At 62.4% G+C, this 16,050-nt stretch carries 16 protein-coding genes; 9 read left to right on the top strand and 7 right to left on the bottom strand.

Annotated features, from left to right (window positions below):
* The first annotated feature begins 114 nt into the window (after positions 1-114).
* Genes V6V88_RS26925 through V6V88_RS26915 form a run of 3 tightly spaced genes read left to right on the top strand, consistent with a single transcriptional unit; the run spans position 115 to position 3,966 of the window.
* Positions 115-1,560, top strand: coding sequence for a flippase (locus V6V88_RS26925; RefSeq protein ID WP_223573657.1), 1,446 nt, complete (start codon positions 115-117; stop codon positions 1,558-1,560).
* Positions 1,557-2,879, top strand: a complete 1,323-nt coding sequence (locus V6V88_RS26920) for an O-antigen ligase family protein (protein WP_280001488.1) — start codon at positions 1,557-1,559, stop codon at positions 2,877-2,879. Before V6V88_RS26925 ends, V6V88_RS26920 begins: the two co-directional genes overlap by 4 nt.
* Complete coding sequence (locus V6V88_RS26915; RefSeq protein WP_196589454.1) at positions 2,785-3,966, top strand: glycosyltransferase; 1,182 nt, start codon at positions 2,785-2,787, stop codon at positions 3,964-3,966. Before V6V88_RS26920 ends, V6V88_RS26915 begins: the two co-directional genes overlap by 95 nt.
* A gap of 27 nt (positions 3,967-3,993) precedes the next feature.
* Here the strand turns inward: V6V88_RS26915 and V6V88_RS26910 are convergent, their stop codons facing one another.
* Positions 3,994-4,923 (bottom strand): LysR substrate-binding domain-containing protein, encoded by a 930-nt coding sequence (locus V6V88_RS26910; protein WP_338617068.1) that lies wholly within the window; start codon positions 4,921-4,923, stop codon positions 3,994-3,996.
* Between the two features lie 95 nt (positions 4,924-5,018).
* Here V6V88_RS26910 and V6V88_RS26905 point away from each other — a divergent pair, with 95 nt between their 5' ends.
* The 5 genes from V6V88_RS26905 (at position 5,019) to V6V88_RS26885 (ending at position 8,323) form a co-directional block, all read left to right on the top strand.
* Positions 5,019-6,185: a mandelate racemase/muconate lactonizing enzyme family protein gene (locus V6V88_RS26905; protein ID WP_280001494.1), complete on the top strand. Its 1,167-nt coding sequence runs from the start codon at positions 5,019-5,021 to the stop codon at positions 6,183-6,185.
* Positions 6,186-6,487: 302 nt separating this feature from the next.
* Entirely contained in the window at positions 6,488-6,793 is a 306-nt protein-coding gene (locus tag V6V88_RS26900) for a DUF4148 domain-containing protein (protein WP_062838819.1), read from the top strand.
* Positions 6,794-6,877: 84 nt separating this feature from the next.
* Positions 6,878-7,183, top strand: coding sequence for a DUF4148 domain-containing protein (locus V6V88_RS26895; protein WP_062838819.1), 306 nt, complete (start codon positions 6,878-6,880; stop codon positions 7,181-7,183).
* A gap of 84 nt (positions 7,184-7,267) precedes the next feature.
* A complete protein-coding gene (locus V6V88_RS26890) occupies positions 7,268-7,573 on the top strand; it encodes a DUF4148 domain-containing protein (protein ID WP_062838821.1) in 306 nt (101 codons plus the stop codon).
* Between the two features lie 150 nt (positions 7,574-7,723).
* The gene (locus V6V88_RS26885) at positions 7,724-8,323 is read left to right on the top strand and encodes a TetR/AcrR family transcriptional regulator (RefSeq protein ID WP_062838822.1); all 600 of its coding nucleotides are present in this window, start codon (positions 7,724-7,726) and stop codon (positions 8,321-8,323) included.
* A 97-nt stretch (positions 8,324-8,420) separates the two neighbouring features.
* Here V6V88_RS26885 and V6V88_RS26880 read toward each other — a convergent pair whose 3' ends face one another.
* From V6V88_RS26880 to V6V88_RS26870, 3 genes are all read right to left on the bottom strand, one after another.
* Positions 8,421-9,275, bottom strand: a complete 855-nt coding sequence (locus tag V6V88_RS26880) for a cysteine hydrolase (protein ID WP_108696302.1) — start codon at positions 9,273-9,275, stop codon at positions 8,421-8,423.
* A 242-nt stretch (positions 9,276-9,517) separates the two neighbouring features.
* Entirely contained in the window at positions 9,518-10,135 is a 618-nt protein-coding gene (locus V6V88_RS26875; RefSeq protein ID WP_056327123.1) for a TetR/AcrR family transcriptional regulator, read from the bottom strand.
* Between the two features lie 162 nt (positions 10,136-10,297).
* Positions 10,298-12,472: a malate synthase G gene (locus tag V6V88_RS26870; RefSeq protein ID WP_338617066.1), complete on the bottom strand. Its 2,175-nt coding sequence runs from the start codon at positions 12,470-12,472 to the stop codon at positions 10,298-10,300.
* Positions 12,473-12,709: 237 nt separating this feature from the next.
* Here V6V88_RS26870 and glcC point away from each other — a divergent pair, with 237 nt between their 5' ends.
* Positions 12,710-13,474, top strand: a complete 765-nt coding sequence (gene glcC, locus V6V88_RS26865) for a transcriptional regulator GlcC (RefSeq protein ID WP_063953670.1) — start codon at positions 12,710-12,712, stop codon at positions 13,472-13,474.
* Between the two features lie 45 nt (positions 13,475-13,519).
* Here the strand turns inward: glcC and V6V88_RS26860 are convergent, their stop codons facing one another.
* The 3 genes from V6V88_RS26860 to V6V88_RS26850 form a co-directional block, all read right to left on the bottom strand.
* Positions 13,520-14,638: a saccharopine dehydrogenase C-terminal domain-containing protein gene (locus V6V88_RS26860; RefSeq protein ID WP_223573647.1), complete on the bottom strand. Its 1,119-nt coding sequence runs from the start codon at positions 14,636-14,638 to the stop codon at positions 13,520-13,522.
* A gap of 204 nt (positions 14,639-14,842) precedes the next feature.
* Entirely contained in the window at positions 14,843-15,238 is a 396-nt protein-coding gene (locus V6V88_RS26855; protein WP_081100865.1) for a DUF4148 domain-containing protein, read from the bottom strand.
* 358 nt (positions 15,239-15,596) lie between these two features.
* A complete protein-coding gene (locus V6V88_RS26850) occupies positions 15,597-16,001 on the bottom strand; it encodes a DUF1090 domain-containing protein (protein ID WP_338617064.1) in 405 nt (134 codons plus the stop codon).
* Between the last annotated feature and the right edge of the window lie 49 nt (positions 16,002-16,050).

The raw sequence follows: 16,050 nt of genomic DNA, 5'->3' as shown, positions 1-16,050 counted from the left end.
CCCGCGGCATCCTTGACGGCTTGTGGGTTCGTAGCAACGAAGATTGCCTGGAAGGGCTTCGAATGTCAGCCCTAGAGCATCCTTTATGTTACGGAAACTTCCTTTGGTCTATCCGTGAAATTAATCCGACATTCCGTTTACAACCTGCTCGGCCTGGGGCTTCCGCTACTCACCGCAGTATTCAGCATTCCGGTTCTCATCCGCGAGTTGGGGGATGCCCGGTTTGGGCTGTTGACGCTGATCTGGGCAATCGTCAGCTACTTGAGTCTGTTTGACCTGGGACTCGGCCGTGCGTTGACGCAGCATCTTGCGGTGATGCTCGAAGGCAAGGAGCGGCGGCGCGTGGGCGCCCTGGTGGTTACCGCTATCGCAGTGATTGCGCTTTTCAGCATCGTTGCTGGCGCATTGATGGCTGCGTTGGGCCCCTGGGGGCTGGGATTCATCAGCGCCGTGCCGGACCAGGCGGAAGTGCTCAATGCCATCTGGATCATGGCGCTGGCCATGCCCGCTGTCGTGTTGACTGCAGGCTTTCGAGGGATTCTGGAGGCCAGGCACGCATTCGCGGTCATCAATCTGATCAGGCTGCCGATGGGCCTGTTGACCTTTTTGGGGCCTCTGGCCGTGGTGCTTTATGGCCCGCCCCGGCTGGACGTGATAACGATGGTTCTGGCCGGTGGGCGTGTGGTGACGTGCGCATTGCATGCGTGGTACGCGAAGCGCTACCTGCCGGACGATGTGGGGCCCTTCAAGTTCGACAAGTCACTGATTCGGCCGCTATGCAGTTCAGGGGGGTGGATGACAATTAGCAATATTGTCAGCCCCGTCATGAGCTACGCTGATCGGTTCATTGTGGGCGCTGTTATCTCGTCGGCCGCCGTTGCTTATTATGTTACGCCGCAAGAGTTGATCACCAAATTGTCGATCCTGCCGGGCGCCTTGACGGCCGTGTTGTTCCCGGCCTTGGCGGCGCAGATTGCCCGGCAGGACAAAGCGGTAATGCCATTGATAAACAAGGCAGTCGGCTGGATTTTCCTGACCCTGTTGCCCATTACGGTGGCCATCGCGATTTTTGCCAAAGAGCTTTTGACTCTGTGGGTGGGCGAATCCTTTGCGTCGCAAAGCTATGTGTTGCTGCAGATATTCTCGGCTGGCATGTTCATTACCTGTATTGCTCAAATACCCTTTACCGTCATCCAAGGCGCCGGAAAATCGCATTTGACAGCCATATTTCATCTGATCGAGGTGCCGCTATTTCTGGGAGCGCTGCTTCTTCTCTCGCGAAATTATGGTCTGACGGGAGCCGCATTTGCGTGGTTTCTCCGTGTCGCGGTTGACGCCATTTTGATGTTCTGGGGCGTCAAGCTCGTGTTGAACCGTTCGATGTTCACCAGTGCGAGACTTCGACTGCTCTCGGTTTCGGCCCTGGCGGTAGTGGGGTTCGTGGGAGCGATCGTGCCCAGTCCATCGCTCCGTGCCGCCTGGCTGGTTGCGATTGTCGCACTGGTGCTGTTGATTGCTGTGCGCGGCAGCGCGCGTTTCGGCCGTGGGAGCAGGGCATGACTCAGGATATGGCGTTGCCTTACCGTTTCGACACGCGGCTTGCGTTGTTTGTCATCCTGCTGCCGTTCTTTCTGTTGTTTGTCGGCGATATACAGGTGCCGGTGGGCGTAAGCACGATGACCGTGCCGATGGGATTATTCATTGTCCTGCCGCTGCTGCTCACGGCAATTGCGCTTCCCCGGATTGTGATTCCCGCGCCCGCCATATTGCTGGCGGGAGCGGTAGTTTTTGGGGCGGTTGGCGTGGCGATGACGCCCGAGGGCGCATATATGCGGGCGGCCGCCGGCGCCTTGCCGATGATCTATGCAATTTGCACGTTGATTTTTTACGCGCAGTTTCATCAGTTCATCAAGCAGGATTGGATCGTGCGCATGATGCTGGCCGGCGGCGCCGTGCTGGCACTGACCGTCATTGTGCTGTTCTACATCGCTGCATATAGCCCGGGCGATTATTACGCGCGTAAGTTATTCATCGCGACACCGCTTGGTAGATCGAATTATCTTGCCGCCTTTCTCGTATTTTTGTTTGCACTTGCGTCGGCCAGAATGCGCGTCCTGCGGTGGCTTTTTGCGATCGCCATTTTGTGCACGATGTCCCGCGGCGGTGCAATCATATTGGCGTTGTTCCTCCTTGCGCTACTGATGGACAGGAAGCGGCTGCTGTGGCTCGTGTGGGTCGTACCCGTGGTCGGATTCGCGTTGGCGATTCTATTTTTTTCGATTGATGGTCAAAGCCAGCTTCGTGACTATGGTGGGCCGTTTGCCAGCGAACTGAGCTCCGCGGTAAATCGCATGTTGCTGTGGGCGTTCAGCTTCGACCTGTGGCTTCAGCACCCTTGGTTTGGCATTGGCCCCAATACATTCAGGACGTTCATCGAGGCCAACCCGGGCATCGAGGACGTCTGGGGGACGCATAACTCCATCCTCCAGCTGCTTCTGAATTACGGACTATTCGGGGCCGTATTGTATGGATGGTACTTGCGGCTAATCTATAGGCACTTGGTCCGGGCAGAGCAGAAGTCGCCGTGGTTCCGCTATCTGCGTGTGGTTTTTGTTGTACTGCTGGTGTTTTCCCTGTTCGAGCCCCTGGTGGGTTCGGCAGCATTCGAAGTGTTGCTTGTATTCATGTTGATTCTGGCACTGACACACGCCCTCCCCGCCGGCTCGGGAAGACTGATGATAATTGCGATAAGTTATTCAGAAAATGGAAATATTGCTATCCGTTGTGATTCCCACGCACAATCGCTCCAAGTATGCGATTCATGCGGTTCGCTCCATACTGGCCATCGGGGATCGCAGCCTGGAACTGGTTGTCAGTGACACCAGTACAGACGGACTGCTCGAAGAGTTGGTTCGCCAAGGTGATAATCCGCCCTGCGATGATCCCCGCTTCAAATATTTGCGGCCCGCAGAAAAGCTGGATATGACCGGGAATCACAATAATGTGATCGGCGCCGCCTCCGGAGAGTTTGTCTGCCTGATCGGCGACGACGACACCATCACGGAAGACGCGTTGCTGGCGGCGCGGTGGGCCAAGGAAAATCAGATCGACGTTATCGCGCCGAAGGTCATGTCCAATTACGTGTGGCCGGATTTCAGGTCCAAGATTTTTGGCGCGGGGCACGCCGGCAGGTTGTATCTGCCGAGCCGGATCGGCCCCGTGGTTGTTCGCGAGTCTTCCGACAGCCTGTCCGCAGCCTTGTTTAATGCCGCCCAGGGAACGGACGGCCTTCCCAAGATCTACCACGGGATCGTGCGGCGCAGCCTGCTCGAAAAAATGAGGACGCTGTCTGGCGCCTTTTTCCATGGATCCAGCCCCGATGTGTCCGGCGCGATAGGCTTGGCGCTGTGCGGTGGCCGGTTCGTGGAGATCGACTATCCCTTGACCATCCCCGGCGCATCGGGCGGCAGCAATACAGGCCGCAGCGCCATGAACCAGCACAAGGGAAAGCTGGGCGTCGAATCGCAAACCAAGGCGTTCGTAAGCGCCGGTTGGACGGAAGGGGTGCCGCGCTTTTTTTCCGTTGAAACCGTCTGGGCGCATGCGGCGCTGGAAACCATTGCAAAAATATCCCCGGCCGAGGTGTCGCAATTCAATTTCGCGCGGTTGATCGCCGTGTGTCAGACGTTGCATGGCGAGTACGCTTCCGAAATTGAGCAGGCGATCCCGCTTGCCGCAGGCATCGTCGGCATGCCGCGGTCCGATTTCCTCAAGAAAGTGGCATTCGAGAAAAGGCGTTATCGCCGCCAGCGCCTCGTCAGGCTCCTGCGCCGGGCATTGCGTCCCACGGTTGCCGGCGGGCGGGAATATACCGGTGCCATCGATACGGTGGCTCAGACGCCGGCGGTGCTCAAGGCGCACATGGCGGGCCGTCATTGGAGTTGGGACAAGGCGGTCAAGCGCTGACCCGCCAGACGCTGCCGGTGGCGGCGGCTACTTTTTCCCGGGGGCTGGCGTCGGTGGGGCGCCGGCCGGAAGAAAGGCCTGCACCAGAAAATCGATGAAGGCGCGCGCGCGGGCCGTCTGATTGCGGCGCTGCGGATAGTAGACGAACAGGTCGGCCGACGGCAGCGCGAAATCGGGCAACACCACCCGCAGCCGGCCGCTTTCCAGGTATTTGGCCAGATCCCATTCTGACCGGATCAGGATGCCGTGGCCCTCCAGCGCCCAGCCCAGGACGATGTCACCGTCGTTGCTGGAAAGCCCACCTTCGACCTTCACCACTTCCACGCTGCCTTGATGCGTGAAGCGCCAGACGCCGTGCGCTTCGTCGTTTTGCCGATGAAGAATGCATTGGTGATGGGCGAGGTCGGCAAGGGTGGCTGGCGTGCCGTGCGCCTTCAGGTAGTGAGGCGAGGCGCAAAGAAAGCGGCGATTGGTCAAGATGCGCCGCGCGGCAAGACGCTTGTCGGGGAGTTCGCCGAAGCGGATGGCCAGGTCGAAGCCGCCTTCCACCAGGTCGATGGGACGGTCGGTCACCTCCAGTTCGACCTGGACCTGCGGATAGCGCCTTGCAAAGTCCGAGACCAGCGGCGCGATGGTCGTGCGGCCGAAACCCAGCGTGGCGTTGACGCGGATAAGGCCGCGCGGTTGCGCGCTGCTGCTCGACACCACGTCTTCCATTTCCCGCAGGTCGGCAAGAATCCGGGTCGCGTAAGTCAGATAGGTTTCGCCTTCATTGGTCAGACTGATGCTGCGCGTCGTGCGGTTGACCAGCCGCACGCCGAGGCGCTTTTCCATCAGCGCGAGCCGCTTGGTGGCCGCGGGAGGCGTCAGGTCCAGCTGACGCGCCGCCGCGGCCAGGCTGCCCAGCCGCGCGATCAGCACAAAGAATTGCAGCTCTGAGGCAAGGTCCGCTTTCACTGAAAGTTAATAATCAAATGAACTTGGGTGAATTCTAGGGCAGGGATGCGCCACTAATCTATCGATTCACGATGCGCCCCACCTGGAGACAAGCCATGAGAATCGTCGATATCCGCGAGCAGACCCTGCCCATCAGTTCACCTATCCGCAACGCCTACATCGATTTCAGCAAGATGACGCTAAGCCTGGTCGCGGTGATCACCGACGCTATCCGCGACGGCAAGCCGGTGGTCGGTTACGGGTTCAACTCCAACGGCCGCTATGGTCAGGGCAAGCTGATGCGCGAGCGCTTCATCCCGCGCGTGCTGGAGGCGGACCCGGATTCGCTCACGGATGCCACGGGGCGCAACCTGGACCCGCACAAGGTCTGGGATGCAATGTTCAGGAACGAGAAGCCCGGCGGCCACGGCGAGCGATCGGTGGCGATCGGCACGATCGACATGGCCGTCTGGGACGCGGTGGCGAAGATCGAAGGCAAGCCGCTTTTCCAATTGCTGGCCGAACGCTACGGCAATGGTCAGCCCGATCGGCGCGTGTTCGTCTACGCCGCGGGCGGGTACTACCATCCGGGACAGGACCACGCCAAGCTCAAGGACGAGATGCGCAGCTACCTGGACCGCGGCTATACGGTCGTGAAAAAGAAGATCGGCGGTGCATCGCTGGACGAAGATCTGCGCCGGATCGACTCGGTGCTGAGCGTTCTGCAGGACGGCCAGAAGCTGGCTGTCGACGCCAACGGGCGGTTCGATCTGGACACGGCGATTGCGTACGCCAAGGCGCTGTCCCAGTACGATCTGTTCTGGTACGAGGAGGCCGGCGATCCGCTGGACTTCGAGCTTCAGGCGACGCTGCGCAACTACTACGACAAGCCCATGGCGACGGGCGAAAATCTCTTTTCGATGCAGGATGCCCGCAACCTGATCCGCTACGGCGGCATGCGCGCGGACCGAGACTATCTGCAGTTCGATTGCGCGCTCAGTTACGGGCTGGTGGAGTATCTGCGCACATTGGCGATGCTTCGTCAGCACGGCTGGTCTGCCAGCCGTTGCGTGCCCCATGGCGGGCACCAGATGTCATTAAACATCGCGGCGGGCCTGGGGCTTGGCGGCAATGAAAGTTATCCGGATCTGTTCCAGCCGTTCGGCGGGTTTCCGGATGGCGTGAAGGTGGAAGCTGGCCATGTGACGATGCCTGATCTGCCTGGCATCGGCTTCGAGGGCAAGTCGGATCTGTATGCGGTCATGCGCGCACTGTCGGCGTGACGCAGGGTGGGGCGGCTCCGTCGGCTGAGTCGCCGGACCGCCCAGCGCAGCGTTGCGCGTGCCGCGGGGTCCGTACAAGTCGTGTTGCCAATCTGCCCCACGAAATAAATTGTTTCACTTAAACCGCTTGCGCTGTCTATCTAGTAGTAGGTAAGATTCATCCATCGACGCAGCGCACCCAACAAACCGCCCGGCGCCGAACCCAGAAATACAGTAGGACCGCTTTTTTATTTCGCACGACATCTACCTACAAGTAGATAGCCAACTGAAACGCACACTTTAACTTATCTCGGAGATTGACCATGAAGACCCTCGTATCCGCCCTGATTCTTTCCGCTTCGTTCATCGGCGCCGCCCAAGCCGGCGAACTGGACTATCCGCCCGAACTGAACACCCAAAGCACCGTGACCCGTGCTCAAGTGCAGCAAGAATTGGCCGCCGCCCGCGCCAACGGTGAACTGGTGTTCGGCGAAGAAGGCTACGCCGCCGCCCCGATCGCTTTCGCCGGTGACAAGACCCGCGCCCAAGTGAAGCAAGAACTGGCTGCCGCCCGCGCCCAAGGGCTGACCGACAGCGCCGAACTGGACTACCCGCCCGTTCAAGGCTGATTTTCTCCGGCCACTTATCTATCTACAACTAGATAGCACTAACCCGACTTCGATACAGCAACTCACACTGACTGGAGCATTCTCATGAAGACCCTCGTATCCGCCCTGATCCTCTCCGCTTCGTTCATCGGCGCCGCTCAAGCCGGCGAACTGGACTATCCGCCCGAACTGAACACCCAAAGCACCGTGACCCGTGCTCAAGTGCAGCAAGAATTGGCCGCCGCCCGCGCCAACGGTGAACTGGTGTTTGGCGAAGAAGGCTACGCCGCCGCCCCGATCGCTTTCGCCGGTGACAAGACCCGCGCCCAAGTGAAGCAAGAACTGGCTGCCGCCCGCGCCCAGGGCCTGACCGACAGCGCCGAACTGGACTACCCGCCCGTTCAAGGCTGATTTTTTCCGGCCACTTATCTATCTACAACTAGATAGCACTAACCCAACTTCGATACAGCAACTCACACTGACTGGAGCATTCTCATGAAGACCCTCGTATCCGCCCTGATCCTGTCCGCTTCCTTCATCGGCGCCGCCCAAGCTGGCGAACTGGACTACCCGCCCGCCTTGAACACGCAAAGTACGGTGACCCGCGCTCAGGTGCAGCAAGAACTGGCCGCCGCACGCGCCAACGGTGAACTGGTGTCGGGCGAAGAAGGCTACGCCGCCACCGCGTATGCCCACGCCGGCGACAAGACCCGTGCCCAAGTGAAGCAGGAACTGGCCGCCGCCCGCGCCCAAGGCCTGACCGACGGCGGCGAACTGAACTACCCGCCCGTGCAAGGCTGAAGCAGATGGCAATTGAAGCGGACCCCGGGAACGGGATCATTCCCGGCCGGGGTTCGCTGGCACTGTCGGCGGCTTGAGCGGCCCTTTCGGCAATACCGATCAGGGACCGTCCCAATGACGAGCCGACCTATTAGTAGGTAATATGCAGCCATGGATACTCCGACTTCCAACACCACTCGCGAATTGCTTCTGGCGCATGCCGAGAAGCTGATCCGCATGCGCGGATGCAACGGCTTCAGCTACCGCGACCTGGCTGAGCATGTGGGCGTGAAGACGTCCAGCATCCACTACTACTTTCCGGGCAAGGACGACCTGCTGTACGAAGCCGTCGAAGCCTACAGCACGCGCGCACTCGGCGCGGTGCGTGGAATCGATACCACGCTGCCGGCACAGGCGCAGCTTGAGAAATACCTCTCGATGATGGAATCGGCCGCTTGCGGTTCCGGTGAACTCTGTCTGGGCGGCATGCTGGCCGCCGACGTGATGAGCCTGTCCGAGCGGGTCCGCGGCGCGTTGCAGGGATTCTTCCGCGCGCACGAAGCGTGGTTGGCTCGCGTGCTGGCCGAAGGCGCGGCGCAGGGCACCTTGAAGTTTTCCGGAACGCCCGAAGCCGCGGGGCGCGCCGTGTTCGCGACGATCCAGGGCTGCCTGCTGGTGTCGCGACTGTTTCAGCAGCCGCCGGCGCTGTGCGAAGCGATCAGCGCGCTTTACGTCGAATGCGAAGGCAAGACGACGAAACACGCAGCCTGAACGTTGTGCTTCGGCACCCGCCTTTTACTGATTCACGGCCGCCTTGCGCTTGCGGGCGGCCGTTGGCATTGGGCCCGCGGGTCTCGTAGCAGCGGTTCTACGCCAACGCGCGCGCCATGTCGGTACTGGTGCGTTGCTGCACGCCAAGATCCCGCATGCGATGCAGAAAACCGGCCTGCGCGTTGGCAAAACCCGCGACCGGACTCATGCAGTCGGTCAGCAGCACGATGCGCGACAGATTGCCGCCGGGCAGATGCTCGGCCAGGTGCTCGACGGTGGCCTTCACGCAGTGGCTGCCCGCTTCGCCCGCCACAAGAATCAGATCCGCGCGGTCCAGCGAATCCAGCAAGCCGCGGTTGAGCTGGCTGCGCGGATCGTCGGCGTCCGGCACCTCGGCCATCAGTGCGCTGTAGTGTTCCGTCCAGGGGTTGGCGCCTTTGGGCACCTTGCGCACGATGAACTGGCGGTCTTCCTCCCAGCGGCCGTAGGCGGCGCGCACGTCGGCATGCACGTTGTGGCCCCAGGTGCCGATTTCGCAATGCACCGGCCACGCCATCAGGGTGTAACGGCCGCGGGCTTCAAGTTCGTCCAGGTAGTTCAGAGTGCGCGGCACGTCGTCATCATGCCGTGGCACGAATTCGCCCGCGCGCAACTGAGCGGCCGTGATCGGCGTGAAGGGCGGCACCGGGTCGCCGTTGCCCATGCGCCAGAAGGTGGGGTGCGCGATATCCAGCCGGTGGTGCGAATCGAGTGTGACCGTGATCGACGAGAGCGCGTGAGCGGTGGCGTCGATGAAGCGCGCCAGCCGCTGCATGTCCGCGTGCGCGCCTGCGATGGGCAGGGCGGGCTCGACCGGCGATCCGGTCAGGGGATCGGTGGGCCGATAAGCGTCGGGCAGGTCGCAAAAATCGTTTTGCGGGTCGACGATCAGCAGATGAATGGAGCGCGTCATGGTGTGTGGGGCGGAGTGGAAACCGGACGGTATTCCCGGGCGCCCGGCCTCAGAACAGCACAAGATGGTCGGCGCGGTCGGGCAACTGGCGCAGCAGCGCGCGCCACTGGCGCCAAAGGACGGAGGATACGCCTAATGCGCCTATCGGAATGAGAATCCACATGGCATGCTCCTGTCAAGATTCGCACGGTCGTGCGAAATTTAGCGAAAGTAAATGCCGGGACGGAGCCGGCGAGGTGGGACTACTCGATGTACTTGAAGCTGCGGTACGTGGAGATGAGGCGTTCGTAACCTGCCTTCACGCGCTCGTGCGCCTTCGGGTCGCGAAGGAACCGGGCGTCGTGCATCAAGCCGATCATCAGGCTGTAGACCTCGAACACCAGCTGCTGCGGATCGGTGTCGGGACGCAAATGCCCGGCCTCCAGCGCCTGGTTCACCGTGCGCACCATGGCGGCGCGCCAGCGTTTCAGGTTGTGTTCCAGCACCGAGCGTAGCGGGGAGTCGACGTCGTCGTATTCAAATGCGCCGGCCACGTAGATGCAGCCGGTAAGCGTCTCGACATTGCTGGCGCGGTCGATCCACAGCGAAACCAGGGCATTCAGGCGCGGCAGACCGCGCGGATACGCCATGGCTGGCGTGAAGACGGCTTCGACGAAGCGCCGGTCGTATTCATCGAGCACCGCCTGCTGCAGGGCTTCCAGCGAGCCGACGCGCGAGAACACGCCGCTCTTGCTGATGCCGAGCCGCTTGGCGACCTGGCCCAGCGAAAGGCTTTCCATACCTTGCGCGGCGGCCATGTCGAGCGCCGTGTTCACGATCGCCGCGAAGGTGAGTTCGCTTTTCTCGGTTTTTGCTGTCATGGCGAAAATTTAGCACGATCGTGCGAAAAGGTCGCTGCCTTTAATTCGGGGCGGGTGCTGGCGTGAGATACGGCTTGCGCGACCGGCTTTGTGGGCAGCGTCAGCCGAAAAAAAAGCCGGACGGCAATGCCGTCCGGCGTGGTCACGCTTGCACAGCCTGGATCAGGCGCGTGCGGCCTTGTACTCCAGGCGGTACTTGTGCAGCAGCGGCTCGGTGTAGCCGTTGGGTTGCGTCAGCCCTTCGAACACCAGCGCGCACGCGGCCTTGAACGCCAGCGAGGTATCGAAGTTGCCTGCCATCGGCTGGTAGAGCGGATCGCCCGCATTCTGCCCGTCGACGATCTTGGCCATGCGCTTGAAGGTCTCCATGACCTGATCGCGGTTCGTGATGCCGTGGCGCAGCCAGTTGGCGATGTGCTGGCTGGAGATGCGCAACGTGGCGCGGTCTTCCATCAGCCCCACGTTGTGGATGTCGGGCACCTTCGAGCAGCCCACGCCCTGGTCGATCCAGCGCACCACATAGCCAAGAATGCCTTGCACGTTGTTGTCCAGCTCTTGCTGGATGTCGGCGGCGGACCATTTGGAAGGATCGCCGACCGGCACGGTGAGCAGGCCATTCAGAAGCTCGTCGCGCACGCTGTCCAGCCGGGTGCGTTCGAGTTCCTGCTGGACCGCCTGCACGTCGATCTGGTGGTAATGCAGCGCGTGCAGCGTGGCGGCCGTGGGCGAGGGCACCCAGGCGGTATTGGCGCCCGCCTTGGGATGCGCGATCTTCTGTTCGAGCATGGCGGCCATCAGGTCGGGCATGGCCCACATGCCCTTGCCGATCTGGGCGCGGCCGCGCAGGCCGGCGTCCAGCCCGACCAGCACGTTGTTGCGTTCGTAGGCGGCGATCCATGCGCTGGACTTCATGTCGCCCTTGCGCATCATGGGGCCGGCTTCCATGCCCGAGTGCATCTCGTCGCCGGTGCGGTCCAGAAAGCCCGTGTTGATGAAGGCGACGCGAGAGGCGGCGGCTTCGATGCAGGCCTTCAGGTTGACGCTGGTGCGGCGCTCTTCGTCCATGATGCCCATTTTCAGGGTGTTGCGCGGCACGCGGATCAAGTCTTCGACGCGGTCGAAGAGCTCGCTGGCGAACGCGGCTTCGGCGGGGCCGTGCATCTTGGGCTTGACGATGTAGACCGAGCCCGTGCGGGAATTGAGCTTCTTCTGGCGGTCCTGCAGCGCGGCCAGGCTGGTGACGACGGCGTCCAGGATGCCTTCGGGAATTTCCTGGCCGTCGCGGTCCAGCACGGCCGGGTTGGTCATCAGATGGCCCACGTTGCGCACGAACATGAGCGAGCGGCCATGCAGCGTCAGCGCCGAACCATCCGGCTGCGTGTAGCTGCGGTCTGCGTTGAGCTTGCGGGTGAAGGTCTTGCCGCCCTTGGTGACGTCCTCGGTCAGATCGCCCTTCATCAGGCCGAGCCAGTTGCGATAGATCTGGACCTTGTCGTCGGCGTCGACCGCCGCGACCGAGTCTTCGCAGTCCATGATGGTGGTCAGCGCCGCTTCGACCACCACGTCCTTGACACCCGCCGCGTCGGTGCTGCCAATGGTGCTGGCGCGGTCGATCTGGATCTCGAAATGCAGGCCGTTGTTCTTGAGCAGGATGGCCGTGGGGGCGGACGCATCGCCCTGGTAGCCGACGAATTGCGCGCCGGACTTGAGGCCGGTTGCGCCGGTGGCAAGCGCCACGCGCAGCTCACCGCCTTCGACCGTGTAGCCCTTGGCATCGGCGTGCGAGCCCTGCGCAAGCGGCGCGGCCGTGTCCAGGAAGCTGCGCGCGCGCGCGATGACGGCGGCGCCGCGTTCCGGGTTGTAGCCGCGGCCCGTGTCGCCGGGCGTGGCTGGGATGGCGTCGGTGCCGTACAGGGCGTCGTACAGGCTGCCCCAACGTGCGTTGGCGGCGTTCAGCGCATAACGGGGGTTGGACATCGGCACGACGAGCTGCGGGCCGGCCTGTTGCGAGATTTCGGTGTCCACGTTGTCGGTAGTGGCGCGCACGGTGGCCGGTTGCGGCAGCAGGTAGCCGATGCCTTCAAGAAACTTGCGGTAGGCGGCCGGGTCCGTGATGGGGCCAGGATGGGCGCGATGCCAGGCGTCGAGCTCGGCCTGCAGGCGGTCGCGCTCGGCGAGCAAGGCACGGTTCTTCGGCGCCAGATCGTGCACCAGGGCTGCAAAGCCTTGCCAGAAGCCGTCGACATCCAGGCCGGAGCCGGGCAGCGCTTCCTGTTCGATGAATTGACTGAGATTGGCCGCCACTTGCAGGCCGTGGTGCTGGATGCGTTGAGTCATGCGGATCTCTGGCGATAAGTAAGGCAGACCGGCGCGCCGCGCCGGGTGAGGGGTGCTGACATCATCGTCCGCGCCCGCGCCGATGTCCATACGCAAACCAGCTGGTCATACCAGTTTGTGACGCGAGCGTCGGGCGAAGCGACGATTTTTATGGTTTGATATCAGCCACTTACCTAGGCAAGGCCGACCCGCGCAAGCGTCGACCGCGCATGGTCATACCACTGGTGCGGAGATTGCATGCACGCGGAAATCGAAGAAAAGCCCCGTCAGGTGGCCGATGAAGTCGCCGAACGGATAGAGCGCCTGATTTTGGACGGCGTGCTCAAGGCGGGACAGGCCCTGCCGTCCGAGCGGCGCCTGACCGAAAAGCTTGGCGTGTCGCGCACGGCGCTGCGCGAGGGCCTGAAGCTGTTGCGCGCGCGCGAGATCATCCACACCGCGCAAGGCAAGGGCTCGTTCGTGGCACACATCTCGAAGGTGGACGCCGGCCCGCTGATGCATCTGTTCAATTCGCAGCCGCGCACGCTGTACGACCTGCTGGAAGTGCGGTCGTTGCTGGAGGCCGAATCGGCGCGGCTGGCGGCCATTCGCGGAACCGAGGCGGATTTCATCATGATACGGCGCCGGTATGACGAGATGGTGTCCGCGCAGGGCGCCGCCACCGACACCGCCACCCATGCGCATCTGGATCACGCCTTTCATCTGGCGATCTGCGAAGCCTCGCACAATCCCGTGCTGGTGCATACGCTGCAATCGCTGACGGATCTGCTGCTGGGGTCGGTGTTCGCCTGCGTGAACAACCTGTATCACCGCGAACCGGAAAAGCGGCAGATCGACCGGCAGCACACGCGGCTCTTTAATGCCGTGATCGGGCGCCAGCCCGAGCAGGCCCGCAAGGCGGCGGCCGACCATGTGGATAGCGTACGCCAGAGCCTGGCGGACATCGAGCAGGAAGAACAGCGCCTGGTGCGTGCGACGCTGCGCCTGGAAGGCTGGACGTAACGCCGCTAGCGCGACGTGCTGGTCGCGCGTGCGGCCCCGGGACCGCTAGCGGTCGGCTACCGCGCAGCCGGCCAGCGCCAGGGGCTTGCCCGCATAGATGCGGCCGAAGCGGTTGGTGAGGAGCGCATCCAGACCGATGGCCTCTTGTCCCACAAAGCCCTGCTGCGCCAGCACCCCGTGCGCCACCAGATCGAGCGCGGCGCAGATGCCGGCAGCGGTGGACAGCTGGATCGCGCTGAGCCGATGGCCGTCCACCTCGGCGCCGAACACGCGGATCGGATACGACTCTTCTTCCAGGCGGCCATGCCGATAGCCTGAGGCCGATGCCTGGATGACGATCACGTCCTGCTCGGTGGTGGGGATGGCCGACTCGAAGATGTCCTTGAGCAGATCGCGGCGATCGCGCAGGCGCAGGTCATTGAGCAGCAGCTTCATGATGCTGCAATGACCGGGATAGCGCACCGACTTGTAGTCGACATTGCGGGCGCGGCCCAGCAGCGTGGCGGGCAGGGTACCCAGGCCGCCGGAGGTGTTGAAGGCCTCGTATTCGACGCCGTCCAGCGCAAAGGTTTCATAGCCTTCCAGCGCGGGCACGCTGGTCAGTTGCCCGTCGACGATGGCCTCGCACGGATTGCAGTATTCGTTGATGAGCCCCTCGGTGCTCCACGTCAGGTTGTAGCGCAGGCTGTTGGACGGATAGCGCGGCAGCGCGCCGACCCGCATCCGCAGGTCCAGCAGGGTGTCGAAGCGGCGCGCGAGCGCGTTGCCGACGATGCCGATGAAGCCGGGCGCCAGGCCGCATTGCGGCATGAGCACGCCGCGCGCTTCGCTGGCCAGCGCCTGGATCGCATGCGTGCTGGCGACGTCTTCGGTGAGGTCGAAGTAATGCACGCCGGCCTTGGTACATAGGCCAGCCACCGCGACTGCGCGATGAAAGGGCAGCGCATTGACCACGGCGTAAGCGCCTTCGATGCAGCGGGCCACGCCCGCGTCGTCGCTTACCTGACGCGTTTCGCAGCCCAGTTCAGCCAGCACGGCAAGGCGGCCGGCGTCCTGGTCCGCGACCAGAACCGAGTAATCGCCGCTGCGTTCCAGCATCAGCGCGATCGCGAAACCGATTTTTCCGGCGCCCAGCAGAACGATGGGTTTGGTGTGCGTGGACATGATGCTGCTCCTGCAATGAGAGGGAAGGGAAGTGGCCTCAATCCTATGCGGGAGTGCTGTCGATTTGTAGCAGCAAAAATGTCGAATTGGCTTTAAGTAACGTCGATATGACTTATTTATCTGTCGAAGCGTCAAACAAAAAGCCCTCTGGCTTGTGGCCAGAGGGCTGCCTGGTTGTGATTCACGGCCGGCGCGGCCCGTGGATCAGCTGCCCAGGTGGGGGGGATAGTCCATGTTGCCGAAGGTCACCAGGCCTTCGGTCTTGGCTTGCGCCAGTTGCGATTCAACCTGGGCGCGGGTCAGCGTCGAGGCGGAAGCCGAAGCCGCGACGGGCGGGTAGTCCATGTTGCCGAAGGTGACCTGACCGGCATTCTTGGCCTGGGCCAGTTCAGCTTGCACTTGCTGCGAGGTCAGGCTGCTGCGCTGGGCGATGGGGGCGGGGTAGCCTTCTTCGCCGAAGGTGTATTGGCCCGAAACCTTGGCTTGTTGCAGCTCGGCTTGAACCTGAGCGCGGGTAGGGGCTTGGTCGGCTTCGGCGGCTTGGGCGCCGGCGGCCAGAACGGACATGGACAACATCAATGCGGTAGCAAGGGTTTTCATGGCAGACCTCCGAGTCTTGTGAGCTTGGGATTCGAGCCTCAGACCTGATTGCCTGGGGCTCGCTTGCTGTGTCCCGATGAGAGGCATTCTGTGCCTAAACAACCCTGGGATAAACCCTTATTCCTTGAAAACATCTTTCCATAATCATGGCTAATCGACATGGATTGTCCATGTTGACGCCATGGGTGGCGATATTTCCATGGGATGACGTGTCAGATTTCCGGCAGCGCGCCGGGGGCTGGCGGGTGCAGCGAAGACAGGGGGAGGGCCAGAAGTCGGCCAGAAGGAGATGGCCGGAAGTCGGCCGGAAGGAGGTGGCCAGCGCGGCGAGCCGCCCTGGCCAGCAGACAGCGGCGGATCAGCGGTTCAGATCGGCCAGTGCGTCGTTGTATTCGGCCTGCGCTTCGTCGAGTTTGCGTTGGGCCTTGTCGATTTTGTCCTGTTTGCCCTTGGCCTTAGCCTCTTTCAGCTCCTGCTGGCGCTCAGTGACCTTGGATTGCTTCTCGCGCACGTCGGCCTCGCGCTGCGATTGCAGGCGGCTGTCGGTGCAGCTTGCCTTGGCCTCGGACAGCGCCTTGCGCAGGCCCGCCTCGCGGCGTGTGTTGTTCTGCGCCTGCGCGGCGGCGATGTCGTTTTCAATATGGCAGAACTTGGCCGCGCAACCGCGCAGCGGTGCGCAGTCGGTGGCGGCCTGTGCCGGCAATGCGGCAAAGAGGACGCACGCGGCGGCGGCGACAGTCAGGGATTTGAACGATGCGGGCATGCGGTGACTCCGTGACGTGGGCGGAAAGGCCATCATCGCCCGTGTGCGG

Source organism: Achromobacter sp. E1 (assembly GCF_037039475.1).
Lineage (GTDB): Bacteria > Pseudomonadota > Gammaproteobacteria > Burkholderiales > Burkholderiaceae_B > Achromobacter > Achromobacter mucicolens.
The sequence above is the reverse complement of the archived record's forward strand: the minus strand, read 5'-3'. Positions and strand labels throughout refer to the sequence as shown.